This is a genomic window from Paraburkholderia caffeinilytica (assembly GCF_051027425.1).
Lineage (GTDB): Bacteria > Pseudomonadota > Gammaproteobacteria > Burkholderiales > Burkholderiaceae > Paraburkholderia > Paraburkholderia caffeinilytica_A.
Map to the genome: position 1 here is coordinate 1832622 of NZ_CP186553.1, position 26433 is coordinate 1859054.

At 63.5% G+C, this 26433-nt stretch carries 29 protein-coding genes; 1 reads left to right on the forward strand and 28 read right to left on the reverse strand.

The features are described from left to right. Window positions 1-400 precede the first annotated feature (400 nt). The 25 genes from ACOSV0_RS28640 to ACOSV0_RS28760 all read right to left on the reverse strand — a co-directional run bounded on the left by ACOSV0_RS28640 (window position 401) and on the right by ACOSV0_RS28760 (window position 22978). Window positions 401-1042 carry a glycoside hydrolase family 19 protein gene (locus ACOSV0_RS28640; protein WP_434115835.1) on the reverse strand — a complete coding sequence of 214 codons (642 nt, stop codon included), beginning with the start codon at window positions 1040-1042 and terminating at the stop codon, window positions 401-403. Between the two features lie 63 nt (window positions 1043-1105). Further along, complete coding sequence (locus ACOSV0_RS28645; RefSeq protein WP_434115837.1) at window positions 1106-3529, reverse strand: arabinofuranosidase catalytic domain-containing protein; 2424 nt, start codon at window positions 3527-3529, stop codon at window positions 1106-1108. Next, window positions 3526-5802, reverse strand: a complete 2277-nt coding sequence (locus ACOSV0_RS28650) for a hypothetical protein (RefSeq protein ID WP_434115839.1) — start codon at window positions 5800-5802, stop codon at window positions 3526-3528. The genes ACOSV0_RS28645 and ACOSV0_RS28650 overlap by 4 nt, the downstream gene beginning before the upstream one ends. Before the next feature lie 17 nt (window positions 5803-5819). Next, window positions 5820-6038 carry a hypothetical protein gene (locus ACOSV0_RS28655; protein ID WP_434115841.1) on the reverse strand — a complete coding sequence of 73 codons (219 nt, stop codon included), beginning with the start codon at window positions 6036-6038 and terminating at the stop codon, window positions 5820-5822. Next, window positions 6038-6766 carry a hypothetical protein gene (locus tag ACOSV0_RS28660; protein WP_434115843.1) on the reverse strand — a complete coding sequence of 243 codons (729 nt, stop codon included), beginning with the start codon at window positions 6764-6766 and terminating at the stop codon, window positions 6038-6040. The genes ACOSV0_RS28655 and ACOSV0_RS28660 overlap by 1 nt, the downstream gene beginning before the upstream one ends. Before the next feature lie 20 nt (window positions 6767-6786). Beyond that, window positions 6787-7437 carry a YmfQ family protein gene (locus tag ACOSV0_RS28665; protein ID WP_434115845.1) on the reverse strand — a complete coding sequence of 217 codons (651 nt, stop codon included), beginning with the start codon at window positions 7435-7437 and terminating at the stop codon, window positions 6787-6789. Window positions 7438-7441: 4 nt separating this feature from the next. Further along, window positions 7442-8554 carry a baseplate J/gp47 family protein gene (locus ACOSV0_RS28670; RefSeq protein ID WP_434115846.1) on the reverse strand — a complete coding sequence of 371 codons (1113 nt, stop codon included), beginning with the start codon at window positions 8552-8554 and terminating at the stop codon, window positions 7442-7444. 41 nt (window positions 8555-8595) lie between these two features. Further along, window positions 8596-9027, reverse strand: a complete 432-nt coding sequence (locus ACOSV0_RS28675; protein WP_434115848.1) for a phage GP46 family protein — start codon at window positions 9025-9027, stop codon at window positions 8596-8598. 9 nt (window positions 9028-9036) lie between these two features. Beyond that, the gene (locus tag ACOSV0_RS28680) at window positions 9037-9624 is read right to left on the reverse strand and encodes a phage baseplate assembly protein domain-containing protein (RefSeq protein WP_434115850.1); all 588 of its coding nucleotides are present in this window, start codon (window positions 9622-9624) and stop codon (window positions 9037-9039) included. Window positions 9625-9626: 2 nt separating this feature from the next. Then, window positions 9627-10691: a phage baseplate assembly protein gene (locus ACOSV0_RS28685; protein WP_434115852.1), complete on the reverse strand. Its 1065-nt coding sequence runs from the start codon at window positions 10689-10691 to the stop codon at window positions 9627-9629. A 12-nt stretch (window positions 10692-10703) separates the two neighbouring features. Next, window positions 10704-12035 carry a DNA circularization protein gene (locus ACOSV0_RS28690; RefSeq protein WP_434115854.1) on the reverse strand — a complete coding sequence of 444 codons (1332 nt, stop codon included), beginning with the start codon at window positions 12033-12035 and terminating at the stop codon, window positions 10704-10706. Next, window positions 12032-14008: a lytic transglycosylase domain-containing protein gene (locus ACOSV0_RS28695; protein ID WP_434115856.1), complete on the reverse strand. Its 1977-nt coding sequence runs from the start codon at window positions 14006-14008 to the stop codon at window positions 12032-12034. The genes ACOSV0_RS28690 and ACOSV0_RS28695 overlap by 4 nt, the downstream gene beginning before the upstream one ends. A gap of 160 nt (window positions 14009-14168) precedes the next feature. Beyond that, entirely contained in the window at window positions 14169-14423 is a 255-nt protein-coding gene (locus tag ACOSV0_RS28700) for a phage tail assembly protein (protein ID WP_434107628.1), read from the reverse strand. Between the two features lie 10 nt (window positions 14424-14433). Beyond that, window positions 14434-14808 (reverse strand): phage tail tube protein, encoded by a 375-nt coding sequence (locus ACOSV0_RS28705; RefSeq protein WP_434115858.1) that lies wholly within the window; start codon window positions 14806-14808, stop codon window positions 14434-14436. A gap of 18 nt (window positions 14809-14826) precedes the next feature. Continuing rightward, complete coding sequence (locus ACOSV0_RS28710; RefSeq protein WP_434115860.1) at window positions 14827-16308, reverse strand: phage tail sheath subtilisin-like domain-containing protein; 1482 nt, start codon at window positions 16306-16308, stop codon at window positions 14827-14829. Then, on the reverse strand, window positions 16305-16544 hold the full coding sequence (locus tag ACOSV0_RS28715) for a DUF2635 domain-containing protein (protein WP_434115862.1): 240 nt from the start codon (window positions 16542-16544) through the stop codon (window positions 16305-16307). The genes ACOSV0_RS28710 and ACOSV0_RS28715 overlap by 4 nt, the downstream gene beginning before the upstream one ends. Window positions 16545-16569: 25 nt before the next feature. Further along, window positions 16570-17211, reverse strand: coding sequence for a hypothetical protein (locus tag ACOSV0_RS28720; protein WP_434115864.1), 642 nt, complete (start codon window positions 17209-17211; stop codon window positions 16570-16572). Between the two features lie 32 nt (window positions 17212-17243). After that, a complete protein-coding gene (locus ACOSV0_RS28725; protein ID WP_434115866.1) occupies window positions 17244-17594 on the reverse strand; it encodes a head-tail joining protein in 351 nt (116 codons plus the stop codon). A gap of 13 nt (window positions 17595-17607) precedes the next feature. Beyond that, entirely contained in the window at window positions 17608-17877 is a 270-nt protein-coding gene (locus ACOSV0_RS28730; protein ID WP_434115868.1) for a DUF7210 family protein, read from the reverse strand. A 3-nt stretch (window positions 17878-17880) separates the two neighbouring features. After that, window positions 17881-18918: a major capsid protein gene (locus ACOSV0_RS28735; RefSeq protein WP_434107637.1), complete on the reverse strand. Its 1038-nt coding sequence runs from the start codon at window positions 18916-18918 to the stop codon at window positions 17881-17883. Window positions 18919-19107: 189 nt separating this feature from the next. Next, window positions 19108-19503, reverse strand: coding sequence for a head decoration protein (locus ACOSV0_RS28740; RefSeq protein ID WP_434115870.1), 396 nt, complete (start codon window positions 19501-19503; stop codon window positions 19108-19110). 55 nt (window positions 19504-19558) lie between these two features. After that, a complete protein-coding gene (locus ACOSV0_RS28745; protein ID WP_434115873.1) occupies window positions 19559-20212 on the reverse strand; it encodes a hypothetical protein in 654 nt (217 codons plus the stop codon). A gap of 10 nt (window positions 20213-20222) precedes the next feature. Further along, window positions 20223-21116 (reverse strand): S49 family peptidase, encoded by an 894-nt coding sequence (locus ACOSV0_RS28750; protein ID WP_434107640.1) that lies wholly within the window; start codon window positions 21114-21116, stop codon window positions 20223-20225. Then, complete coding sequence (locus ACOSV0_RS28755; RefSeq protein WP_434107642.1) at window positions 21113-21274, reverse strand: hypothetical protein; 162 nt, start codon at window positions 21272-21274, stop codon at window positions 21113-21115. Before ACOSV0_RS28755 ends, ACOSV0_RS28750 begins: the two co-directional genes overlap by 4 nt. Window positions 21275-21343: 69 nt before the next feature. After that, window positions 21344-22978, reverse strand: a complete 1635-nt coding sequence (locus ACOSV0_RS28760) for a phage portal protein (RefSeq protein WP_434110403.1) — start codon at window positions 22976-22978, stop codon at window positions 21344-21346. Window positions 22979-23058: 80 nt separating this feature from the next. On the opposite strand from ACOSV0_RS28760, the gene ACOSV0_RS28765 reads away from it, so the two are divergent. Beyond that, complete coding sequence (locus ACOSV0_RS28765) at window positions 23059-23328, forward strand: hypothetical protein (protein ID WP_434110404.1); 270 nt, start codon at window positions 23059-23061, stop codon at window positions 23326-23328. Between the two features lie 168 nt (window positions 23329-23496). Here ACOSV0_RS28765 and gpW read toward each other — a convergent pair whose 3' ends face one another. From gpW to ACOSV0_RS28780, 3 genes are read right to left on the reverse strand one after another with little or no spacing between them, the layout of a single operon-like run. Then, the gene (gpW, locus tag ACOSV0_RS28770) at window positions 23497-23790 is read right to left on the reverse strand and encodes a gpW family head-tail joining protein (RefSeq protein ID WP_434107646.1); all 294 of its coding nucleotides are present in this window, start codon (window positions 23788-23790) and stop codon (window positions 23497-23499) included. A 2-nt stretch (window positions 23791-23792) separates the two neighbouring features. After that, window positions 23793-25790 carry a phage terminase large subunit family protein gene (locus ACOSV0_RS28775; protein ID WP_434107647.1) on the reverse strand — a complete coding sequence of 666 codons (1998 nt, stop codon included), beginning with the start codon at window positions 25788-25790 and terminating at the stop codon, window positions 23793-23795. Between the two features lie 28 nt (window positions 25791-25818). Then, on the reverse strand, window positions 25819-26391 hold the full coding sequence (locus ACOSV0_RS28780; protein WP_434107648.1) for a hypothetical protein: 573 nt from the start codon (window positions 26389-26391) through the stop codon (window positions 25819-25821). Between the last annotated feature and the right edge of the window lie 42 nt (window positions 26392-26433).

Genomic DNA, 26433 nt, shown 5'->3' on the forward strand with positions numbered 1-26433 from the left:
GTGTAATGACAATGCCTCGCGCAACTGGTATGGTTCCGCCGACGCGATACCTGTTCCCAGGTGTTGGCGTGTGTGTTTGAAGGCCCGCGCATCGCGGGCTTTTTTTTTTGCGCCGCGTCTACCACGTATCGGGCGTCCTGCGCGCATCGGCAATGATGTCGCACACCTTGTGCACAAGCCGCGAATGCACCCGCGATATTCAATACGCATTCAAACGGCGTTGCGTAGCGGTGCATGATGCTGGATACATAAACGGCCACCGCCATCGAGGCAGCAAGCGTAGGCGCAACCATTACGCATAACGAAAGATGCCGCCCTGGTTGCCGCGTGTACATCGTCGCCCTGCCAGAGTCCGGCGAGGGTTTCCCACATGGCACGCCACCGCCATACGCCGTGCGATTCACGCAAGGCCGAACGCGGTTTTTGCCGCTGCGTAACAGGCTTCGCGCTTCGCCTGCTGATCCATTGCCGGGCCGTTGATAATTCGCGTGGTCTGCGCGAAATCGCCTTTGTCGGCCGCTTCGTTGCAGCCGTGCGCACTCCAGAACCAGGCCGCCGAGCGCGCGGCGAGCGTGTCATCCGTGGCCAGCAGATCGGGATTCGCAATCAGGTCCACGCCGAGCGCACGCCCGCACGCGAGATAGTTGTCACGAAAGGTGATCTGCTTCAGGCCGCGCCCCCTGAAACGCCAGCCATCGCCGCTCGCGGCGTCGCCGTTGCCGTAGCGCCCGCCATACGCGAGACTGGCAATTTCCTTCTGACGCTCTGGCGGTACGGTCTTTTCGTCAGGATGGCGGCCGAGCGTCGCGCGCATCGAGGCAGGCACGCGAGAGAAGATCGTGAGCGCGGCGGGCGCATAGTTGAATGATTCGACAAGCTGCGTGAGCCCCCCTGATTCATGCCGTATCTGCGCGATGAATGCGGTTTGACGTGCGGCCGTGTTGATCGAGAATTCGGACATTGCCACCGATACCGGCGCGAACCATCGCGCAGCGAGCGTATCGGAAAGCGCGGCGGCGCGCTGGAATGTGTCGCGGTCCATGATGGCTCCAGAGGAAAAAACCGCCACACAGGGGGCGGCCTGTTCAGATTGGGAGGGGTACACCTACGGCGTACCCCAGTAGTGTTTCTGGCTTGCGTAAAGCGCGGCTTGATCGGCACTCGCGAGCAGCGCGCCGAATTGAATGATTTCACAGAATGTCGCCGACGCGCCCGCGATCCGGGTAAGTACGCCTGCGGCTACAAGATCCGTACCGTCACCGGACGAGCCGATCGAGCCGTTAGTCGTGGTGCCGTTGACGCTCAGACTGCTGGCCGTCGTGCTGTAGTTTTCCGTCACGCTGTTGATCGCGCCTGCGGTAACGGCATTGCCTGCCGTGAGCCCCGTTGTGGGGCCGTCCATCTGATACCTGAGGTTCACTGCGTTTAACGCGATGACTGGATTGTCGGTACTCCCTGTAAGCACGGTAAAGCTGGTGCTGGTTGCGCCTGCGGGAATTCCCGTGACACACGCGCGGCTGAATGGCGGGTCCAGTGTGAGCTTGCCTGCGCTCGCGCGTAGTTCCTGAATCGATGTTGCGCCCGCGCTCGCGAGAATGCCCGCCATCGCCGATCCGGCCGACGCGGGATTGAGCACCCCATTCGCGACGATGAGCGGTTGCCGGGTCGGGAGACTCTGCACCATGTCAGACGGGTTGGTGGTCTGGTCGTACCAGGCCGTAACAAAGCCGTTCGCGGTGCCGGTGAATGCGAGCAATGCGGCCAGATCGAGGTCGCCCGTTGCCGTAAAGCCGATATCCTGCGTTGCGCTATCACTGTCGCGTCTCACATTCAGGCATGGCCCCGTGTACGCGCCGCGAAGGCGTCGCAGACTCCACGCGCCGACGACCGGCGTAGTGAGGCTATCGAGCAGGCCGGCACGTGATGCGATACCGGCCGCGTAGTGCGCGGCCACCTGCTGCGCGGACAATGCCGAGTTATACACCGCGACTTCGCCAATCGTGCCGTTCATTGCACCCATTGAGCCGCCGTGCGAGCCGATCTGTAGTACCGGTTGAATGGTGGCCAACGCCGACGCATTCGCAGCAGGAACAACGGGTTTCCCGTTGAGATAGACCGACGTACTGTCCGGCGCGTGCGTTATCACGACATGCTGCAATACGCCCGCCCGAGGGGGCGTGACAGACGGCGTATAGGAATACTTCGAGTCGTAGTATTTGTAAGTACCGGGATTGACGCCGTCATATGACTGGATGCCCCATTCGATGCCCGGTTGCCAGCCGCCCGAGGTCGTATAAAGAACATTGCCGATAAAGCGGCACCCCCTGTCACCGGTAAAGCCACCGACCGGGAGACTGTTATAGCCCGCTACCTGTGCCCAGCATTCAATCGACCATGCCGACCCGGCGCAGAACCGGTTTGCGGCGCTCACATCAATATACGAATCCGACGTCCCGTTCAGTCTCACATATGCGCCGTCCATGCCCGGCAGCATCAAACCCGATGCAGGTTGCGCCCCGGCCTGATAGGTGCCGTTACGGCTGTTCCCTGAGATATCCGCCGCTACCGTACCGCCCGCTTCGTTCAGCGGCCAGTAAGCATAGGGACCATCGGCGAGGACAACGCTCCGGTAAGGCGATGGTGTCTGCCAGTAGCCGCACTGGTCTGTTGTGAGGGCCTGCTGGTCACGGGCGGGAAGCGGTTGCGCAAAGACGATCATTTCGCCGTAGATCGCTTCGAAATTGCGTTCGCCGCTCACCCAGCCGTGGCCACCGATACCCAGAAAGTCAGAGCCCGGGCCGCCCGGGCCGACGCTACCTGTGCGTGTGACGCTGTTGAAAACGCATGAGCTGGCCGCCTGGTTGAACAGTTCCAGGAGAACGCCCGCCGACCCGGCTGTAATACCGGAAATCGCGGTGAATCCGCCGTTCACGGACATCGACAACTGGCCCGGCCCCGTGTCGTAAAGCGCCACCGGGTCACTGTTGCTGTTGAGCACGACCGGATTCGGCGTTGTGCCTGCGGGCGCAACAGGAAACGAGATGACCGACGAGCGCGTGAATGGCTGTGCGAACGTCAGCGAGGCCGCAGGCTGTGCCGTTGCCATGTCCTGGCCGTTCGTCGGATTCGGGCCGTTGGGCGTGCCGCCATTGGTCGAAGCGCCCGGACGGCTGGCGAACGTGAGCATCTTCACCAGTGCACCGGCACTCACGATTTGCGGCTGGCTTGCTGCGGCATCCTGCACGAGATGCGACGCGCCGGGCGTCTGGTCGTACCATGCCGTTACGTACCCGTTACCGTTTCCGACAAACGCGAGCAGCGCGGTAACGTTCAGGTCGCCCGAAGCGGTAAAGCTGATGTCCTGGGTCGCGTTGTCCGAATCGCGGCGTACATTAACGCACGGCCCGGCGTAGCCACCGCGTAGCCGCCGCAGACTCCATGCACCGGCCGCAGCAGTCGCGAGCCGGTCCAGTATTCCTGTCCACGGCGTCGTCGTCACCATGAGCAACCGGCGCGCAAGATAGCTCATTGATTCTGTCCGGCGACAAAGCCGTGATACGTTGTGCCGCCGTCCTGCGTGTAGAGCACGAACGTGTCGGTTTTGCCCGCCGTGCCCGTCAGGGCCGGCGCTGCACCGCCCGGCCATCTGACGCTTGCGGGCCAGTTGATTGAAGCGCCGGCGACGTTGGCAACCACGACGACGAACAGCGCCATGGTGCCCGTAGCGGGGGCATTGGCGAAGGTGAGCGTCGTTGCCGGTGCTACCGGCTGAAGGTTGAAAATGATTTCGGGGATGCCCGCAGCAATGGGCGTCAGGTCGAGCGCGACCGCTGCGGCTGGCGTGACGTTGATGATAAGGCTGCCATCGGCGGATATAGTGCCGTCTGTGGCGACCGACACGCCCACACCGGGTTTCATGCCACCCAGCGCGACATGTGTCGCGGGCGTCACGTCGATCTGGATACCGCCCGCAACGTCAGTCAGCGCAATGGCTGCGCCGGGCTTCAGCACGATCGGCCCGCTCAGCGCGCAGTCCTGCACCCACGTTCCCGGCGTGCCTGCCGCGACACATGTCCACCCCCGCACGACATACTGGCAGCCTGCCGGTCCGGCAAGGACAGGCGCGTAATTCCACATGTACCGGCCCGCCGCCCATGTGCCAGCGACCGGCACGGATGTACAGGTATCGCCGCCGTTCACTGCGCCCCCGTAGGCGGACGCTTCACGGATCAGCATGAGGTTTCCCTGCCAGACCTGGTTGCGTGTGTAGACCAGCGGATTTGCCGCGCCGTAGACGTGCAGGTAAGCCGATGTCGCCGGATCGGCAGGCGTCGCGCCGTCCGCTTCGTAAAAGCGGATATGCACGTCCTCAAAATGGCCCGGACGTATCAGGTTCGCGCCCGGCAGGTTAAAACTGAAAAAGTTGTGCGGGAACTGGCTGTTCACGTCGATGACTTTCATGCGCCAGTTGCGCAGGGAGAATTCCTGCGCGGCCGTCAGATCGCAGAAATTCGCGGGTGAAGTCATGACGGTGCTGTCGTACTCCACGCTCAGGTCTACGTTCTGGATCGAGACTTCCTGCACCAGACCGTGATAGGTGAGCGATGCAACCGACGCCGGGCGCATGGTCCCCTGCACACGACCAATCCGGACCGGGCCGCTCTGGACGTTGCCTGCGCGCACGATCAGCAGCGTCCCCGAGCCCTTGACAGGTAGCGCCGGATTGGTCCCGACCTGGATCAGGCCGACATCGGTCACCGTCGCGTTCTGTAGTGCGATGGTTGCGCCGCCATTTGTCGCGCTCTGCGCACCGGTCGGCGGGTTGCCGCCCGTGTGAAAAATCCGGCCGACATGAACGCTCGCCTCATTCACGACCGCCTGATACTGGCCCGCGTAAATCACGTCTCCAATGGTGTTATCGCCGTTGAGGTTGTAGACGGCTTCCAGACCCGAATTCGTCACCTTGACGCGCGTCATATGGCACGTTGTCGTTGCCAGCACGACACCGATCCACACATTGTCCGCGTCCACTTCGCCTACCACGCGGTCCGCATGGCCTTCTACCGTCGCGGCGCGCGCAGGGGAACCTGTCTGCCCTGCCAGGTTGTTCGGGAAATTGCGTGCGTTGATGTAGAACTTCTGGCCGGTGCCGCCGTTGATTTCAATACCGGACGGATGCGTGCCCGAAAACGTTTCACCTGATACGTTCTGCACGTTGAAGAGATACGCCTGGGCGTAGTCCGCTGTCGCGCCGCCGGGCGTGCCGAGCGCAACTGCCGTGCGGCCGGTGAGATTGCCGTCGATCAGCCCCCACGCAACCAGGCGCGAATGAGGTCCGTTCAGCGTAAGACCGGTACTGGCGTTGCCCGTAGGTAACAGCCTGACCGATGCGCCCGCCGCAATCTCGAAGTCGCACGTCGTATCGACGGTGACTGACGAGATCGCCAGCACGCCGTGAAGGTGACGTACCGGCTTGCCGGAACCCAGCGCCCTGTGCAGCGCCGCGCTGTCGTCAGTCTCGCCATCGCACACCGCGTCGAAATCCTGAGGCGTGACCCACGGCTGCACGAACCTGGCAAGCAACGCCGTCGCGAGCTGGTCCGTCTGCGTGAAATCGGGCGCACCGCCAAGCGCGACGATCGCGTTGCGCAATTCTTCAGTGATCGTGTGATACCACCACGCGCCAGGCACCGTGCCATCGATGCCTACTGCAGCGTTGCCGTTTGCCGGATAGCCGCCCGGATTGTTCGCGGGTACGGCCGGGGCATCGGCCACCGCATTGGCCTGGTAATAGCGGTCCATATTACGCCCCGTCCGTCTTACACCCCGTCCGTCGCGCCGGACCCATCCCATTCACGTACCCGCCCGTAGCGCCCGGCCACGCATTCATCAAAAATCGAGCGCCCGTGCGCGTGCGGATCATCGGGCATCGCCATGAATGGCACGTCCACAGGAAAACCCGCAAACTGCACGCGGCAACGTATTGCGCTGTGCGCGGCATCGGCCCATTGCGGCGCCGTCACGCGCAGATAGTCCATCACGCGATCCGTGTCCATACGCACCAGTGGTCGCCCGATGAGGCCGCGTTACCGCTACTGAGCCAGGAACCGGGCCGCCCCGGCAACACCGCAACGGTGCCTTCATTCGCAGACTGGCTGCCGTCGCCGCTCTTCACGATGAAGGCGACATATCCGATACCGTTCACGTTAAGCGGTTGCAGGTTGCCACGCGTCCACCCATTGCCAGCCGAACTGGCGACGCTGTTAATGTTGTTCTGCAGGTTCGTCATGTTCGCCTGCAGTTCAGTTTCAAACACGAAGCGTCCCTCGTCCGTGCTGTCAACCGTCGCGCGTAGTCCGCCGCCGTCCCATCCGATGCAAACTTTGTTGGCGGCCTGACTTATGCCGCCGCCCTGCTGAACGGGCGTAAAGCCGAGCGGTGCCTGTATGGCTGGCTGGTTTTTCAGATCGTTGTAGCTGCCCGAATACGCGACTTTCGCAAGCTGGTCGGCCATGCCGCTGATAGCTGATCCAATCGACGCAACGAGCGCACTGGCGAGCTGGTCCACCCGGGTGAAATCGGGTGTACCGCCGAGCTTCACAATCGCATTGCGGATTTCTTCGGTGATCTGGTAATACCACCACGCGCCCGGCGTTGTCGGCGGCGTGACGGTGACGGGATTGCCGTCAGTCGGATAGGTGCCTGATGATTTCGACGGCACGGGCGGCGCGGTGGTGTGCGCGTTTGCTTCCCAGTAGTGGTCCATCGGTGCCTCGCATCATGAATTCATGAATACCGGAAAATCAGCACGGTATGCGCGGGGGCGTAGCGCCTTAACAGGCATTCGAGAACCTGTTCGGTTGGTGTCGTGCCAAGGAATGAAAGCGCTTCCCGCACGGGGCCGTCCACCCTGTGCCAGCGCACGCCCGGCGTGCCGATGATTTCGACTTCCCATGTAAAGGGCCAGTCGAGCCCCGCGACAGGTGCCGTGACCGGACTGATAACCGTATGGATGGCGAATTCGGTGATGTGGATGACGTAACCAAGCGAGCGCGCGAGCGATTCAAAGTACGGAATACTTTGCCCGCCCGTGCTGATCAATTTCGCCACGACCTGCTGGCGATTCGCTGCATCATTCGCGAATGGCCCGAAGCACGCATCGGGGAGCCCTAATGTTTCATCCCATTCGGGCAGGAGTTGACCGGCCGTCGCGGGAAATCCCGCGGCAATCAGCGTGAGCGCCTCGCTATCGAGACTTTCGGCCGTTACCGCGAGCGCATCGAGCACGGCGGCCTGCGTGCCGCCATCGTTGTCCACCCCGTCGCGCGTCCAGACGCGCCCACGCGGTAGCAGTCTGCGCAGCACACCGGCATAGTCGGCCGCCGTGTTGCGCGCCGCCACGATGCCGCGCGCGGCCCACGTGTTATCCGTGCCCACGCGATCAGCTCCACGTTATCGGGCCGGCAACGGGGATGGTGCCGGCAGGCAGACGGATGTCCTGCACGGGCGAGAGAAGCAGAAAATCGTCCACGCCCGGCACGGCCGACACGGCCGACCACAGGTGCGAAACGGTAATTTCGCCGCCCGGCTGTCCATCCGCCTTCAGTTGCGCATCGATCGAGGCCGCCACCGCCGCCTGGTATTGCACGGCAACGCCGCGAATGCTGATATCAATCGCCCGGCGAACCGGCGCGACGACATATACGAGTGCGGTCACGGGCCTGAGCGGATAGATCGCGTTGGCGACCGTGAGCTGGTCTCCGGTCGCAGGAGGGCCACGCGTTTCGCGCGTCGCGCATCCGTTCAAGCCCTGCGGAAAACCTTCATGCGCCGCGTTCGCTGCGTCCATCATGAAATAGATCAGCACGGAGCCGATGCCGTAGCCGTTGCCGACACACCATGCACGCGTGACACCGGGAACCGATAGCGCCCACTCTACATAGTCTCTTTCGTCGCCGCCCTGCGGCGGGTTCTGGTAGACGTACAGAACCCGGTCGCGGTAATCGTCGTTACGCTCGATATCGGCCCCGCCGAGAAACGCGGTTGCAGCGGAACCCGTCGAGTCGATACCGGCAATCGCATTCGATAGTGTGAAAGCCGTCCCCGCTGGACAGTCGCCGTTCGCGCCCGTCAGCCCCTGCGGATCAGGGACGGCCGAAGCGGTCACCGTTACCGCGCCACCCGCGACCTTGCCCGCGCCGGTCGTGGTGTACGCCAGGCCGTCGCTGCGCTGCACGGCTGCGCCGATGTCGATTACCTTGCCGTCTGCGCCCGTGAAGACAAGCGAGCCGGAAGCCTGCGCGCACGGCTTGCGCGTGACGCCTTTAAGCGCGCCCCAGGCTTCGAGGTATTCATCGGTCGCCGTAAACGGCGTGCATTGCAGCGCGATCCAGTCGAGATAGCCGTACAGCATGCACGCGAGACCCGCCTCGATGTCGCCGATGACGCGCAGGTTCGAAAACCGCAGGAGCGCATCCGCACCGGGCAATTGCGCGTTCAGTTGCTGCGCCGCCTGCGCGCGTAGCGCTGTGAGCGTGGGGCGCGAAAAAGGCATGGCGGAACGGCGCGGGCTGTGCCGCGCGCAATCGGGAACGGCTAGCGCGTCCAGACCTGCGGGAATTGCATGGCGACACGTGAGCCGTCGCGACGGTTGGCGGTGATGGTGAGGTCGAGCCGGTCAGGTGTAATCCACTGCGCCACGATGTCGAAGCGCGCGACCACGCCGTCATCAATCAGCCATTGCAGCGCCTCGGCGGCGTAGTCCTGCGCGCGTTGCGGCACGTCCTGCGGTCCCTTGACCCGATCGAGCAGCCACAGACGCGAACCAGTCGGGTATTTCGGATCGTCACCCCACCATCCGCGCCGGTCACCGTCCGGTACCGGATCGCTGGGTAACGCAAGACGGTCTGAAAAGAGGCTGATAAGCACGGCGGTATGCAGGTCATTACCCGATAGCAGCGAAGGGCCAGAGAGTACCCAGTTGCCGCGCATGCGCTGCACGTCCCAGACTGTCGAGATATCGGCCACGGCGCACGCCTATTCCTGCGGTTGCGGCGGGTCACTGTGTGCCGTACTGTTGCCGCCCTGGACGTTCGGCACATCGTGCGTGTGAATGTCGTAGGTGCGACGGCTCGCCGCCATGCTCTGCGTGTTCGTGCCGCTGTTGTCGAGAATGTCACCGGCCGCCGCGATGTTGCCGTCGCACGCGATATTTCCCGTGCAGTGCATGAGCGGTGAATCGGCGGTAATTTCAGGGGCGTTCGTGATCGTGACCGGATGACCGCCGCCATTGACGACGATTCCGGCTGCACTGAGATAGACCGATTGCCCCCGGTTATCGCTTATCGCCACTTCACCACTGCCGAGGCCGCGCATGCGGTACTGCTGGTGGCCGCACGCAATCACGACACCATTTGTCCGGTTTCCCGCGAGAAACACCGCCACCGCGTCGGCCCCATCGGGCGGATTCGACTGGAATCCGTATTCGCACACGCGCGGGGTCGCGTCGTGCGTTTCGTTCTGCGATAGCTGCATCTGCACAAGCTGGACTGCGCCGCTGTCATCGATGCGCGTGAGGCGTGCGCGCCCGAGCGAGCGAACGAGATTCCAGAAAAGCGACTGCATGACTAGCCCATGCCGAGCGCGGCGGCTGCGTCCTGCGCGAGCGGCATGTAAAGGATGGGCTCAGGCTGGAACGCCTGCGGCAGCATCAGCGTGATATCGCAGCCCGAGCCGTTCATGTCGCGCCGGTAGGTGACTTCGCCAATCAAAAATTTCTGGCCGTCCAGCAGCTTCAGTTGCGGCAGGGACAGCGCCGCGAGCGTGTTGGGCGTGTACAGCGTTCCTGCACTGTCGCGCCAGCCCGAAGCGGCAACCGTGACCAGATTCCCGCGCCCGATGCGCCGGTTGCACTCCCATAGCGCGTGCGCCTTTGAAACGCTCGCGCCTGCGTCGCCCGTTTCTGCAATGAATGCCTTCGGACGATATCGCGGCATCGTGGCGTCCTGTAACGTGTATTCGGCAAACGGCTGTTGCCCCGCATCGGTGAATATGCCAGTTCCGACCAGATAGACACGGTACTCGCTGAAGCGCTGCGACATGTCGCGTGTATAGCTCGCGCGTTCGCAGTTGATGCCGAGTGCGAAACCGCCCGCCGCTTCGACCGTCGAGAGCGGGCCGATTACCAGCGCGCCGTCTGCGTCTTCGTAGCAGAGTAGCTGCGCGATTTTGCACAGCCGGTCGATCACCTGGTAAGGCGATTCGCCCACGTTCAGACAGACCTGCGGGTGTACGATGCCGGGCGATAGCGCCTTGACCGCGATGCCGAACGGCCTGCAGAGCGCCGTCGCAATCTCGGCGGTGGAGACGCTCTGGAACTGGAACGAATCGAACTGCGCGGCGCAGTCGATCAGGTCTTCGCACCTGCCACGCCCTGAAATCGCCAGCGCGTGATTGTGCGCATCGACCTGTTCGGCCACCCGATCGACATAGCCGGTTATCACGGTATCGCCGCCGATCGCGAGTGTGCATGGGTCGCCTTCACTGACGATGACGCCTGTCGTGTGCGGGTAGCGCTCTGTCAGCCCGATATCGAAATCGGCCGGTATGCGCTCCATGCCGCGCGTGATGCGGATCGTGGTCCACCCGGCAATGCGCTGACCGCCGACCGTGAGCGTCACATCATCGGTCACGCTGTCACCGCTTCACGAAACCGGCGCGCTGAAGGTGACGGGCGAAAACGCCGGGTTCACCGGGTCTATCTGCTGCGCAAGCGCGTCGTAGCGTGAGACGTCTTGATAGAGCCGTTGCGCGAGCACAAGCACGGGCAGCGATGCGCCCATTGTGATTGTCTGCATCGTTGCGAGCGATTCGCCGCGCGTGGTGAGGTCGAGCACAACGGCAGTTTCGAGCGCGCCGAGCGCTTCGAAGGTTGCATCGTCGCCCGCGTCGGCCGCGCTCACTATTTCTGTGTCGAGCGCGTCGCAGACGGTCGGGCGTAGCGCCTGCGCGTCGTCATAGGAGGTGGGCGCATAATCACGCGTACTGTCTGCGAGTGCCACCACCGCTACACGCCGTAACATCGCCGTCAGCCCGGTATGGGCTGCCGTCAGTGCATCATTGGCGCGAACCTGCGTGAGCGTTTGCGCCTGCAGTGAGGCGAGGCTTTGAATGGCCTGGTTCGGGTCGGGGTTCGCATGCTGCACCGCTGCGACAAGCAATTGCGTCGCCGCTGACATGCCCGCGTAATCGTCCACCGATGCAGCGGCAATCAGCGCGTGACCGCTTTGCGTAACCGCCTGGCGTGCCTGCGCGCCCGCACCGGTTAGCTGCTCGATGGTCGTGCTGGCGTTCCTGATAGTCGCGGTGAATTCGCCGACAAAGCGGCCATAGTTGCCCCTGAGCGCCGCCACCATCGCAACGAGCGACGTTGCGCGCTGCGTGATCGCCTGCGCGTTCACCACGAAGGCGCGCGCGGTGCGCTCGATCTCCCCGACAATCGGGGGCGTGCGTAGCAGCGCGCCCAGGCGATTCGCAAAATCCTGCGCAATGGCCGCATACGCGGCGACCACAGAAAGCCCGGTCTGCGCCTGCGTCGCGATCGCGAGCGAGGGGAATTGCGCTGTACCCGCCTCGATGAACGTAAAGCGGAGTTCAAATGAACGGCCGCGCCCGCTGCGTTCCTCGCATTCGAAATCGAGCAGCGATGCGGTGAGCCGCCCGAGCGACGGGTGAACCAGTTCGCCCGTACCGTTTCCGGGTGTCTCGCTGGGCGTCTCACATGCGGCTATCATCGCCGCGCGCTGGGCGATGACATCGCCCGCACCATAGGCGGCATCCTGCAACAGAAAACCGGTGAGCGAAATGCGCCGCCCGGCACGTCCCAGGTCTTCCACCCACACGTCATCCCGGTACGGATATTCATGCAGTGCGACGCGTCGGCCTACCTTGACGGTTGAACCCGTCACCGCGAACGGCACGCCGCGCCAGCTCGCCGTCTGCAACGACGAGAAGAACGGCCGCTGTATCGCATTCATGACGCGCCCGCCATCGGGTACGCGACGTGCAGCCCGTTCGGCGTTTCAGTGCGTACGGCGGTACGCCCGTCACGCTCGACGTGAACCCGGGTCGTGACGTTGACAACGGGCGGCGCAATCACCGCCTGCGGCGGTGGCGGTGTGTTCAGCGGCGGCATCGGTGCGCCCGCGTTCATACCGCCATCCGGTCCCAGCAGCGCCATCACCTTTGGCGCGTAGGCGAGCGTTTCGGCAGGCGCGTTCGTGATGCCCTTGCGGTCCAGATTGCCTTCGCCCCAGTTGTACGCCGAGAGTGCCGATGACAGGTTGCCGTGATAGTGCGACATGAGCCCGGCAAGCTTTTTTGCGGCGGCGTTCGCAGACTGCGCCGGATCGAGTGCGTTTATCCCGTATTCGGCAGCGGTCTTCGGCATGAACTGAAAAAGGCCCGCAGCACCTGCCGGTGAGACAGCCGACGCGTTGCCGTGTGATTCCGTTTGCGCGACGGCCGAAAGTAGACCGGACGGCAGGCCGTACTGTTTTTCGAGGCCTGCGAAATTGAGCTTCTGCGCCCATTGCGTCACCGTCGCATTTTTTGTGGCGTCGGCGGGCTGGAAATTCGCCCCCGTCCACTGACCGCCCGAGGCGGCTTCGGCCGCCCGGATGCGTTTGAGCTGTTCGTCCTCGCCCGTATTCAGGTTCGCGCTGTACCCCATCAGTGCCGCACCAGCGGCGAGCGGACTTGTCAGCAGGCGACCCGCAAAGCCACCGGCACGCGCGAGCAGGCCGCCGCCAGCACCGGCCATCGTTTCGGCGGCGGTGCCTGCCGCCCTGCCTGCCGCGCCCCATGCGCGGATCAGACCGGCGAGTCGGATGCCGAGCATGACGACGCTCGCAATCGTTGCTGCAATCGACGCGACAAAGCCGCCGCCCATGTAGAGCGCGAGCGCGGTGGCTACCGTCTTCCAGCCGCCAAGATGCTCAACGAGGTTTGCCACCGAGCCCGCGAAATCGAGAATGTCGCTGACGGCGCGCGTCAGGCTGTCGGCGAACCTGTTCCAGTCAACGCTGGACAGTGCATCCGCGATGCGCTGCACGATCGCCGCCACGTGCTGGCCGATCATTTCGCGATTCTTCGCGATCCATTCTGTCAGCCGGTCTATCAGCGGCTGCAGAACCGGCGTGAGCCTGTCCGCTATCGAAGTCTTCAGTCCGTCCGCAGCTTCGCCCATGCGCGAAAGCGAGCGCGCGAAGCCCTGCGCGCGCGTCGCCATGTCAGGCGTGAAGTCGCCGCGCAGGCGCCGTGCTTCGGCTTCATACTGCTGCATCGCCGCGCGCCCCTGGACGAGAACGGGCAATAGCTGTTCAACACCGAGCGAGCGTGCGAGATTGCGGGCGGCGGCCGGATCTCGCTTCTGGATGCGCTGCATCCGGTCAGCGAGGTCAACCAAGGCCGGGTGCGTATCGATCGCGCCGTTCTTCGTCGTCTTCAGCGTGATGCCGAGCGCCTGCAAGGTGGCGAATGCGCCCTGGTTGCGGCCCCAGCGCGCATCCTGCAAGGTGTCCTGCAATGACTGTAAACCCGCCGTCATCGAGTCGGCGGATACGCCCATGAGATTCGCTGCACCACGCATCTGCGTGAGTTCATTTGCGGTGATGCCAATCAGGCGTGAGGTGCGCTCAGTCTCCGCGCCGATGCGCTCCCAGTGCGTCACCATGTCGGACAGGCCCGCGAGCGTGCCGCCGCCCACGATCGCGAGCAGCGGCGCGGCGATCTTCGTCACGCTGCGCGCAGCCCGGTCCGCGTGTTTCGCCACGTCCCCCAGGCTCTTCGACAGCTTCGTCAGGCCCGATGCATCGGCAAGCGCCTTCGTGCTTTTCGACAGTGCCCTGAAGGGCGCGGTCATCCTGTCGATGGACCGGTTGACGCGCTCGATCGTCGCCGTGGCTTTATCAACGGCCGAGATCGTGTATTCGAAGGTCTTGCCGGCCATGATTCATCCGCCATGCTTCACCCGCCTTGCGCATGCCCGATGCGCTGCGCGTGTACATACCACCCGGCCAGCTCGGTCCAGGTGAGCGCGCCCGCATCGCGCGGCCCCCAGTGATAGAACCAGGTCACGTCCGCTATCACGTCGCGGACATTGCGCGGGACTACTCGAAAAAAGCGCTAATGAATTTATTGCAGTGCGTGAAGTCGCGTGCGCCCATCCTGCCGATCGAGGCGATTTCAATTCCTGTCATCGTGGCAAGCAGGTTCTTCATGGCGCGCACGTTGCCGAAGCGCTGCGCGTCATCGGAGAGCTTCGCGAGTTCATCGAGTGTCGGCTCGCGCAATCCGATTTCCGTCACGCCACCGATCGGCGTGAGAAGCGTGTAGGTTTCTTCGCTACAGGTTTCTTCGTCCATGGCGCGCCCCTTACTGCTCAGTGACCGAGCCGCTAAAGCCTTCAAATTTCACTTCGAACGTGGCGTCGGGCGTCTTCACTTCCTGCGCGGTGGTGGTCCACATGTTGCGGCCGATAACCGTCTTTCCGTTCGCGAGTTCGCACGTGACGGTCACGTTCGTCATGCGGTTGAAGTCGGCAACCGTCAGCGTTCCCGCGTCACGAAAACTTCCCGAGATGAACGGCGCACGCGGCTTTTCGCTGTAGCCGTGGACGCGGTCCTGGCCGATCAGGCTTTCGCGCTCCACGTCGCCCGGCGAATACGTGAGTTCGCCCGCGAGCATGTAGCTCTGTCCATCGACCGAGATATAGGCAATACCGGCTAGCCGGTTCGTCGTGTCGGGCATGGTTGCCCCCTTACGTGCTCACGCGCTCACGCGGAATTGCGCGAGCAGCGCGAAGATGCGCAACTGGTTGATGAGAATGCCCGGCCAGAGCGCGTCAACGCGGTTCGGACTGCCCGGGTGGCGCTCCACAATCAGGCCCTTCGCGAACACGGCCGAGTCCTGCACGAGGCCGTTTTTTTCGTCGGTCTGGTACGTTGCGATCAGGTCGGCCCGGATGATGTTGGGTGTCACGACGTTCGACCCCGCGGCAAACCGCGTACCGTTGTCGGCCAGCTTCACGCGCGCATACCGGCTGGTGACAACCGCGCGCAGATGGCGTAGTACCGTCGAAAGCGAGTACAGGGTTTCGACTTCGAGATAGGAGTCGTCGGGTTGCCCGAAGGCGTTTTTCTGGTACGTCGAAATCAGGTTTTCAATGGCAACGGTGCCGTCATCGGCCACCGTGAAGGTTGAAATGCCGTCATACAGAAGCGCGTTGCGATCGGACAGTGCAAAGCGAGACTGCACGGGTGGCGCGAGTACGCCAATGAGCGGCAGGGTCTGGAGTGGCGTGGCAGGATCGGCGCGCAGGCTGACTGCCGACGCGCCCGCGAGACTCGCGGCCCAGATCCACGCGGGCGTGGGGCTATCTTTAAAGCCCATGATTGACGCGTGCTGGTCGTTGCGCGCGGTGCCGGTCGCGACAAGCTCCCCGTACGTGCCGCGTGCGGCGGTGAAGACGTGGCCGTACAGCATCTGGCGCCAGGACCACCGGCCGTTGATGTCATCCAGAAAGGTCTTCAGCGCATCAAGCGAGGTCGCATCGGTATAGGGGCAGACGATGAAATCGAAGGCCATATCGCCAAGCGCATCGAGCGCGGCAGACAGATCGGGGGCAGTCGCGCCGCCCGCCATTGGCGTCAGGGTGTACGTCAGGCCGGGCGGCGTGACTTCACCGCCCGGCGTGCCCAGGTAGTTGACGCGCAGATCGATCCCGTTACCGCATGGCCCGGCATTGACGGCCGTGAAACTGACCGTTGCCCCCGTCGCGTCCGCCGTCGCAGGCATACGCGGCGTTTTGCGGATCGTCGCGACAAGCGCGGCGGCGATGTCGCTGGCGCTCTGTGCTGGCTGCACGGGCTGGGCGATGCGCACGCCCGCGATATACAGGGACAACGTACCTGCCGCCGTCGGCGGCGTGTTGATCGTGAGGCTACCTTTTGCGGCGGTCGCGCCGCTCGCGTCGGCAAGCGGCAGATACCAGAGTTCGCCGAAGCCATCGCTGGCCCGGTACGCCGCGAGCATGAGCGCAAGCATGGAGCCCACGCCGCCCGCGTGGATCGCATCGTCCGGGCCTTGCGAAATCGCTGGCACGTTCGGCTGCGCGGTGCCGTCTTTCGTGATCTGCGCAAGAATCAGCGCGCGTTGCGTGGTCTGCGCGGTGTTCGCCTGCGAGTTATCGACTTCCGCGTAGAACAGGGGAACCCGGATATTGGCGGGGATCTGATGAAACGGAATCATGGCGTCTCCCCTTTGTCGCCGGTGCGCTTCGATTGCGGTGCGCCTGCTTGCGTAGTGGGTTCATGCACGGGCTCAGGCGCGCCCGGCGGCGAGTCATCGGGGGTCACGTCGCCATCGCGCAAGCGACGCCGCCAGAAAGGCGAATCCGGCACCGTGCGCGCACCGGTGATGAGGTCGTGCAGATCGGGATCGCGCACGACGCGGCCCGCCGCCGGGCGGATGCGTAGCGTTTTCATGGGAGTCCTTCGGGGCGATGGCGGGTTACTGCGCGCCGTGCGGGTCCTGAGGCGTGATGTCGAGCGTTCCTTCGTCGCGGCCATCGGGGCCGCGTGTGCGCGGTGCGGGTATCACGGCGTCGGGAAATGGTGGATTCGCATAGGTGCCCGAACGGTCGGCGGGCCTAACGGTGTCGGCGTGAATGCCGAGCGACTGGAGCGGCACGGCGACGGGTTGCAGTGCGGGCGGCGTATCGGTGAAGGGATCAAACGCAATGAAATATTCGAGTTCAAACGCCATCCGCATGTCGGCGATATGCACGCGGCCGGTCGCGTTCAGCTCCATCGTGCTTTCGATGGTCGATACACGCTGGATGCGCGAGAGCAGATCGCGGCAGGTCAGTAACGTGCATTCGATCTGGTCGCATAGCGCCTCGCACGTATCGCGCGCGGCGGCCACGCTGGTTTCCTGCACGCGTGCGGTCACGTCGAGCGTCGCCGTTGCGGTGAATGCGGGCGGCTCCTGTCCGAGCGATTCCTTCCGGTCATTCAGGCAGTCCACGAGAATGCACGGGTAACACTGTGTCGTCGGCCAGTCGCGGGGCGTGTACACCCGACCGGCGGCGAGGGTCTGCGCGCGCCGTAGCACGTCCGCTGCGATATCGCGCAGCAACGAGCGGTAAAGCATGGCGGGCGGTACACGGCGACGATAACGAACGGCTACAGCGCGGCGGCGTCGATCCAGTTCAGCATGAGCTTTGCCGCGCCGTGTCCGTCGAGGCGCACTTCCTGCACTTCGTAGACGTTGCCCGTTCGATCCACGGTCAGCGCGTCGCCCTGATGCGGCGGCGAGTCGCCGAACTCGACAAGCCGCACGCCACACACGGGGCGCTCGGTCGTGTACGCGAGCACGCCGCCCTGCGGGATCAGTTCGCGATAGGCTTCGTCAAGAATCCCGCTGATCGCGAGCGTGTCGCCGCCCGCGTGGGTGTACGTGACGCCTTCGGCAAACTGATCGAACAGGGGCGCGAGGAGTTGGCCGTCGAAGTCATCGGGAACGGCCAGCGGCATCGGAGCAGAACCGCTAGCGCTTCTGCTTCACGCTGGGCCCGGTTTTTGTTTCGAAGGTCGGCGCCTGGGTGCGGGCCTGTTCTTCGTCTGCGGGCTGTGTATCAGCCTGCAGGTCATCGTGCGGGGTCGCGATGAATCCGCGCTCGCGCAGTCGCTCCGCATCGGCGGCGGGCAGCGTGACACGCTGGCCCGCTGAATACGTCTTTCCATCGTGGCGCACGGAATGCCCGCGCGCGATGGTCACGGTCTCGGTTGTCGTGGGCGTTGTCTCTGGCGTATTCATGGCTCAGTCCTCCACCGGGGCGCACACCGTTGCGCACAGTGCCGCATTGACGCGCGAGGGAATCACAATGGGCGCGCTCTGCATCATGAGAAAGCGCTGCGGCGGATCGTCGGCAATCCACATTTTCGGCGCATAGGGCAGCGCCTGATAGTTGAAGCGCGGGTCCATGATCATGCCGAATGCGCGCGTGCCCATGAGGTCGGGACCGGCCATGATGACCACGCCATCGGGCAACATCGGCTGTTCCACGTCCCTGTCGTCAACGTACCAGTCGTTATAGACCCAGAGCGAATATTGCCCCCAGCGGCCCTTGTACACCGCGCCCGTGGTGATCTGCGCGCCGGGGTCGATCGCGTTGCCAAAGTCGGAAAGCTTCGGAAAGTAGACGGCAGCCTTGACGCGTTCGTCGGCAATGAAACATTCCCAGGGGGTCGTGGTAAAGATAAGGTCCGTTACCTGCGCGCCGCTCTTTTTAAGGATCAGGCGTTGCCAGTGTTCGATATCGCGCGTGGGTGCGCCACCGCTTTGCCCCCACTGCGATGAACCGGACAGTGCAACAGTCAGCAACGGATCGCGGCCGAAATCGACAAGCGCGGAGGGGAAGCCGTCACCCTCGATCAGTACGGTCGCCTTCATCAGCGCCTGCGCGGCCATCCATTCGAGGCGACGGTCGAGCAGGTCAATCTGGTCGGTCATTTCCGCCGCGATGTTGGCCGCCGCGCGTTCCTCGCCGTTCAGTGCGCCGCCGATGCGCTCGCCGATCATCCGGCGAACCGGCTTGCGCAGATCGGGCACGCGCTTGTCCTTGATATACGCGGGCCGGAATGTGTTGGTCTGGTAGCGGCGCTGTTCAACGAGTCGCCCTTCGAGCAGCGGCGAGACAAACGGCGACATACGCCGTTTGCCCACGTCAACGTCGATACTCACTTCTTCCGTATCGCTGGTGACGATGTTCGGAAAATAGCGGTCGAGCAGGAATTTTTGCGGGCGCTTGAGATTCGGCACAACGAGAATCAGCGCATTCGTATCGTAGATATTCATTGGCTGGGCTCCTGGCGGCGCGCGCAAAAAAAAGCCCGCACCGGTCGGAACCGGGCGGGCTGACGAGGGCCGCAGATGGGCTGCGATGAGCGGCGTACCTTCGGGAGAAATCGGGAGAAATCGCGGGAGAAGCGCGCTACGTTAGAAAAAGGATGGCGAACGACACAAAGGGCTTACTTCGGAACGGGCTTACTTCGGATCGGCGGCGGATACACCGGGCCTGACGAAAATGGCGAATGCGCGCAGCGCCGTTGTTGCGGCCGCGAGCGTAAGCGACGCATCGAGAACCAGCGCGCGCCCGTTGAATTCGCCCGTGAGATACACACCGCCCGTAACGGACCCGGCCGTGCTGTCCACGTCATCGGCAAGGATCGCGTTAGCCGTTGCGCCGCTGGACGTCGCGGCGGCATAGGTGCCGTCTGCCTGTTGCGCCAGCACGGTTCCGCGCCTGAGATGGAGCCCGGCCGGGAATTTTGCCTGGCCTTCGGTAACGAGCTTGAAGTCGCCCGCAATGAGCTGATCCGGTACATAGGACTCGCTCACCATGCCTGGCATGAACGGGTTGTCGCTAGTGGTCGTCGTCATTTCGTGGCACTCCCTTTACGTCCAGTTACGTCCCATCGCGTCCCATTACGTCCCTTCAGGCTTCGCCGCGCGCGCGACGGGCGGCGGCGAGAATCATCGAGGCGGCGGCCTGCGGCCCGTCGCGCTCGCCGGCCGTGCCGCCGTCAGTACCGAGCGCAGGCAGACTCACGCCCGCCATGCGGGCGCGCAATGTATCGCCGCGTGAAAGGCGCGCGCCGTCACCCGATGCGATCGCGCCCAGCAGCCTGACGGCATCGGGGCCGCGCATGTCCGTTTCGAAGGCGAGATGCGCCGCGACATCGGGGCGGGCACCGGCCGCGCTGCACCGGAAAATCTGTGCGCAACGCGCGCGCTCTGCGAGCCGTGCATGCTTCGCCTTGCGCGCGTCGTCCTTTTTATCGTCGTCGCCGTCGTCATTGTCATCGTCGGCTGCGCGCGCTTCGTCGTCGCCGTCATCTTCGTCTTCGGCCCGCGCTTCGTCGTCATCTTCAGCGCGTGCCTTCTTCCCGCGCTTCGATCTGCGGCCCTTGCGGCTGTCCTTATCGTTGTCGTTGTTGTCGTCCTTGCCGTCTTCGTCGTTATCTTCGGCGCGGGCGTCATCGTCCTTCTGGTCTTCGTCTTCGTCGTCTTCAGCACGGGCGGCGGCGAACGGTCGCGCAAGCGGCCCCAGCAGATGCGCGAAGCGCGTGGCAGTGAAATTCAGGCCCATGATGGTCCCCTTACTGTGCGAGAGATTCAAGCAGTGACGCGAACGCTTCGTCGGGTGCCTGCACGGCATCCGCGAGACCCATGGCGACACCCTGCGCGCCCGCGAACGTGGCGGCCTGCATCGCGCGCACCACATCGACGGACAGCCCGCGATTGCGCGCGACCGTTGCGGCGAACAGTTCGCCCGTCGCGTCGATATCCGCCTGGGCGCGCTCGCGCGCTTCGGGCGAGAGCGGCAACTCCGGATAGCCGTCGAGCTTGCGCTCGCCCCACGTGATGAACGTCACCGCGAGGCCAGCGCTGTCGAGCGCGCGCGACCAGTCAACGTGCATCCATACGACACCGATCGAGCCCGTGCCGCCCGTGCGTGGCACCGTGATCCGGTCGGCCGCGCTCGCGATCGCGTAGGCCGCGCTATAGGCGTTCTCGCTCAGGATGGCCCACACGGGTTTGGTGCCGCGCGTGGCCTGGATGGTGTCGGCAAGATCAAACGCGCCCGAAACTTCCCCGCCTGACGAGTCGATATCAAGCACGATCGCGCGCACCGCGCTATCGGCGAGCGCAGTCAGAAAGTTCTGGCGGATGCCGTCATAGCCCGTCATGCCCGATTCAGGCTGCAATGTGCCGAGCCGGTGAACCAGCGTGCCGTAGACAGGTATTACGGCCACGCCCGCAAGCACGTCATAGCCCACGGGTGCAGCGTGCCGCGACATACCCCCATCTGACGCGAGAAGCATCGGGGCACCCGGCGCGTGTACGTCGCCGTCGAGCCCACGCACGCTCACAATGCCCAGGCGCTGCGCAAGCACGGCGAGCAGGATTTCCGCTTTGGCCGGGTGGATCGCGAGCGGCGTATTGAAGAGCCGTTGCGCGAGGAATGCGAAGCGCGGGGGCGTCGCGTTCACCGTATCGCCTCAAGAAGTTTCGCCACAGCGAGAAGTACGGGAGCGGCGGCGAGCAGAAACGCAATGAACCAGAGTGACCAGTAGCGCGAAGCGCGCAGTTCTTCGGCCATCATCTTTAACTCCCGCAGGAACGGCGTATACTTTCCGACATGTTTCATCGTCTGCCTGGACCCAGATGGTGGAAACAGAAAGCCCCGGACTGTCGTGAGCAGCCGGGGCTTTCGCCTTTATTGCGGCTGGGGGCGTGGCGGCGTGCGCGCTGCAATCTCCGCCTGCGCCAGTCCCGCCCATTGCGGCAGCGGCAGGTCGCGATCCCTGAACGCCTGCACTTCGCGGGCGCGCTGGTCGAGCATGTCCTCCCAGTCTTCGCCCGTGTTTTCCGCGCACTCCATTTCGAGCGTGGACAGGCCCGCATCCATGCCAAGCACCGCGCCCTGTTTTTCCGCGACCGGATCAATCCAGCCACGGCCGGGGCCGATCCACGTACAGCGCGAATACGCGCCGCGTGCCTCGATGAACGCGGGTGCGTGATCGGGCAACGGCAGATCGTCCACGTCGAGCGCTTCTTCCACGAAGGCGGCGCGCACCGGATACGCAAAGCCGTTCGCAAAGTCGGTGCGGCGACGGTTCAGCGTCTTCCATGCTTCGAGCAGACCGGCGCGCGCGCTGGAGTAATTCACGTCCGACCAGTCCTGCGAAAGCTGCTGCGCGCTCACGCCGAGGCACGCGGCGACGTTGCGCAGCGCTGCGCCTTCGAAATCACGAAAATTCGAGGTTGGCCGGACCGCGCTAACCGTGCTGATCTTCTCGCCGGTAAAGAGCGCGGGAATACGCACACCGCCAAGCAGGAGCCGCCGCTGGTCGTGAAAGTCGGCGCGAAGCTTCTGGTAGCCCCTGAGTTCCACGCAGTCGCCCAGCGCGTCTTCCACGAATGACGGATCGAACGGCGACTCGATATAGGCCGAAAAGATCGCGTTGACAATGGCGCTTTCCAGTTCGGTCGCGTCATATCTGATGAGCATTTTCAGCCGGTCAAGCACGGGCGTAAAAATGCCGGCGCCGCCGCGATGCTGGTCCGCGCGGTCGTGCTCGAAGTCGTGCACGATAACGGGGCGGCCCCAGGAGGTCTCACGCTGCACGCGTTGCCACTCCATCACCTTTGGCCCCTCAAACCATGAGGACTGGTGCGCCTCGCGAATCCAGTAGGACACGGCCGCGCCGCGCGCGTCGATTTCCACGCCACCGCGCATGGTCTGCTGGTCGAACATCATGTAGGGATTGGAGAGCCGGTCAGGGTCGATCAGTTGCACGGCGGTGGCATACTGCGCGCGGCCAGGTTCCACGCGATCGGGGAGCCAGTGCAGCATGGCGAGCGCGTCACCGTCCACAAGCTTGTGGCGGAAGGCAAGGCGGAAAATCTGCGGGATCGTCAGATTGCGCTGCACGTCGCAATAGCGCGCCACGTCATTCGCCCATGCCCGCCAGCGCGCATCGAGCGCGCGGCCGAATTCATCGGCCCATTCGCTATCAAAAGCCTTGTTACCACTCAGGTACGCAAGCGCGCGGAAATCCGGTTTCGATACCGGACGGAAATTTGCGCCAATCGCGTTATCGAGAATCCGTGTAACGCCGCCCGATGCCCACCCGTCGTTGCGGACCAGATCGCGCACGCGCGATACGATGCGATCGCGGTACGGGTTAAGCTCGATGTCCGGCGAGCCGAGCCAGGGTGTCCAGAGCGCCAGATCAGGGCTGGTCGCGTCCGCCGCGTCATAGGGCACGCTACCCGCGAGCATGGACACGACACGCGAGCGCGGCGGGAACGGCCGCCCGTCCGGATCGAGGATTTCAACGCCTGGCATGGCCGTCACAGATCGCGCTGCCAGTCGTGCGAAAATGCGGTTTTCCCCGGCAGGTCAACCCGTCAACGACTGAGGCTCTTATGGATCAGGGCAAGGAATTTGTGCAGGTTTTCGAGCTGGTCATCGCTCACTTTCAGGCGATGGATACCGCCTATATCCACCTCGTGAAGCACCTTGCTGCGCGAAAGCTGCTGGATGAGAACGAATTTGCGAAGTCCCTTGAAAGCGCGGCAACGCTTATCCCCGCTGGCGTTTCGAACGCGCCTGAAATTGCGAAGGTTTTATGTCTCGTTGCCCGGGGGATTTCCACCGGGGACGCGTCCTCTGCGGATGCGACGCTGACGCCATAGTGCGCCGCATCTCCGCCTGCATGGCGTTGTACCAGTGGGCAGGCAGTACCGTTGGTGCGACCGGTAAGGACCGGGAGCGCGTCGCGGCGGGCGACCCTGTTATCCACACCAGGATATTCCGGAACAATGATTTCACTTCGGCTTCCTTCGGGTAAAAGCCGATGCTATCTAACGATAGATCAGCCGGATCGGTGCGCGCCCCCTGCAGACAATCCCCAGCTGTTGCTGCAATTGCCGGATCAGGGCCGCGAGGGTCGCGGGGTTCGCTGCGGTATAAGTGACGCTGCGCGTGCCGTCGCCCTGCGTGTAGCTGAATGACACGCCCTGGCCGCCCGCCAGGAGCTTCACATAGGCCGCCTGCGCCGCCGCGAGCGCGGCCTGCAGTTGCGCGGCAGTCATGCCCGCAAAGATGGATTGCGACGGGTCGTAGCAGTCGCAACTGCGGACATAGGGCGTATCCATGGTCAGGCAAGCTGCGAAAGCAGCGCGCGCGATCCGCGAGACTCGCCAGACTCAGCGGCGATGTCCGTATCCGCATCACCATAGGGCGCGGCGGCGCGCTGCGTGAAGACGTTCAGGCGCAAACCGAAATGCTGAAGTGCGGCCAGGGCGGCAAATGCATAAACGCGACAATCAAGCGCCTCATTGGCACGGCCGGGCGGCAGTTCCCACACGTAAAAGCGGTGCCCCGCGACTTCGCGAACAGCGATGCGCTCAGCAACCAGTTGTGCGTAATAGTTGCGGTCGCGGTCGGCTGGAAAGTGCATGTAACCCGGTCCCGGCGCATCGAGCGCGAGCCGCGCGCGTATCGAATCCTTGGCGGCATTGACGCCGAGTATCACGGGCCGGTAGGTCGCTTTTGTGCGGCGCGTCGGCTTTTTATTGGGCCATACGGGCGAACGTTGCCCCGCGCGCGCTGCTTCGCCCTTGATTGCGTACACGCGGCGGCCAACGCGTTCCTTGCAGAACTGATAGACCGCCTGCGTATGGTGTCCGCCCGAATCAATGCACGCGGCCATGATGGAGAACGGACGGCCGTCTTCGCGGCGGTATGTCCGCAACAAGGCCGCGTCCACTTCGCGCCAGAGGTCAACCGAATTCGGATCGCCTTCGATAATCTCGTAAGCAATGCTCCACGATTCCTCGTCAATGCCCCAGCCGACAATTTCCAGTTCAACGCGGTCGTCCTGAATGTCAATTCCCGCAGTCAGAACGCCGACGCCTGCGGGAATTTCGCCCGCCCAGTGTTCCGCTCGCGCGGCCAGTACTTCAACCTTGACTTCCTTGCCTGCACGAAGGCGGTACGGTGCGCCAAGTTGTGTGTTCCACCAGACCTGTTTTAAAACTTCGTCGCGATACGAGGCCAGCCATTTCGCCGCAATTTCGGCGGGCCGGTCTTTTGCCCACGGGCTGTAGAGCTTTGAAGCCGTAAAGCCTGCATGCCGGTTATCGACGGGCCACGCGCCGCACTTCGGGCATTTCAGGCGATAGACGGCGTGCAGTTCACCGCTCCACCAGTCCCATATACCATTTACGGCGATATCCGGGGCGGCGTCAGTTTCGAGCGCGTGCCATGCCCGCGCGTAATCTTCGAGCGGTTCATGATGCACGCCGCAACAGTCAAAAGCCCTGGTTTGATGCCAGCGTATTGTCTGCAATGCGCGCAGCCGTTGCGCTTCGCTCCATTGTGCGCCGCATGCTTCGCAAAAAATTCTGGCGGTTCGTGGTAGGTGTCGGGTTTCGTCTGCGGCATCACGCGACCATCGAACGTCTTTAAAAAATTCCAGAAACGTTCGGTGTCCGCAATGCGGGCACACAACGGATGCGCGGCGCTGGTCTGATTCCTCGAAAGACGCGGCAATGCGGCTTTGCCCTTCGATGGTTGGCGAACAGGCGCGGATGCTTAACGAGTTCGCATAGGTCGCGAGTCTTTCTTCCGCCAGTGAAATAGGGTCGCCTTCGCGGGTTACGATATATTTATCGCATTCATCGAACAGCACGATTTTTACCGGCCGCCGTGCGAGGTTATCAGGTGAGCCCGCACCCGCAATTGCCAGAAATCCGCCTTCAAAAGGTTTAAAGGAGATTTTCTCGTCAGCGCTGCGCATTTTTCTCGTGCCAATCAGGTCACGCAAAACCGGCGTTACGCGAATCATCGGGCTAACACGTTCCCTGCTGAATTCTTCTGCGCTTTCGCCTTTGGGTTGCAGAATCAGAATCGGGCACGGGTTTAAATGCGCGTGATACCCAATAACATTTAAAAGCAGTTCCGTTTTAAGTAGCTGCGTGGCAACCATAACTGTTATGGTATGCACGCCCAATTCCGTTATTGCAGCCATCGGCCCGCGTGCGATTTCTACGGTTGCTGTATTCCATTTGCCCGCCGTGCTACCGGCTTCGCGCGCGAGGTAGCGGTAGCGATCGGCCCACTGTGCAACCGAAATGCTCGGCGGCGGTGTCAATGCGCGACGGGTGACCCGTCGAAGCGCTTCAACCTTCCCCGCGTTCGAAGGTGTACTGGGGTTCGCCAAGGCCTGCCAGCTGCGTCTGCACGTGCGCCGCGAGCACCGAGCCCAGCCGGTCCACGTCTTCGTAATCGAGGTCGGCGGCGATCAGTGGTGCGACGCGCGCGGGCCAGTTAAGCCACGCATCGCGCACGCCCCGGAACAGGTCGAATACGGTCTGCTCGGCCGCAGCAAGGTCGATCACGGCACCGGCCTTGATCGAGTATTCGAGCTGGCGCAGCAAGGCCAGATAGTTTTCCTTGATGCGCAGGGCGTCGGAGTAGGACGCGCCCTTTAGCACGCGCTCAGTGACGGCGGCGGCCTGCTGTTCGAACAGGCGCAGCGCTTCATCGACACTCGCGGCAGTTTCCTCACCGGTCGCGTTGTCCTGGGACAATTGCGGCGTGTCTTTGCTCTGCGTGCGTCGGTTCGCGCGTCGCCATGTTTTGGCAAGCTGCGAAGCGTCGAGCCTGTCGTCTTTCCCGCGTGTGAGCGTGCCCCGTTCGATTGCGCGGCGTACCTGCTTCACGTCGCAACCGGCCCGACGCGCGAATTCCATTGCGCTAATCCGCTCGCCCATTCAAGTGTCCCAGGACAATTT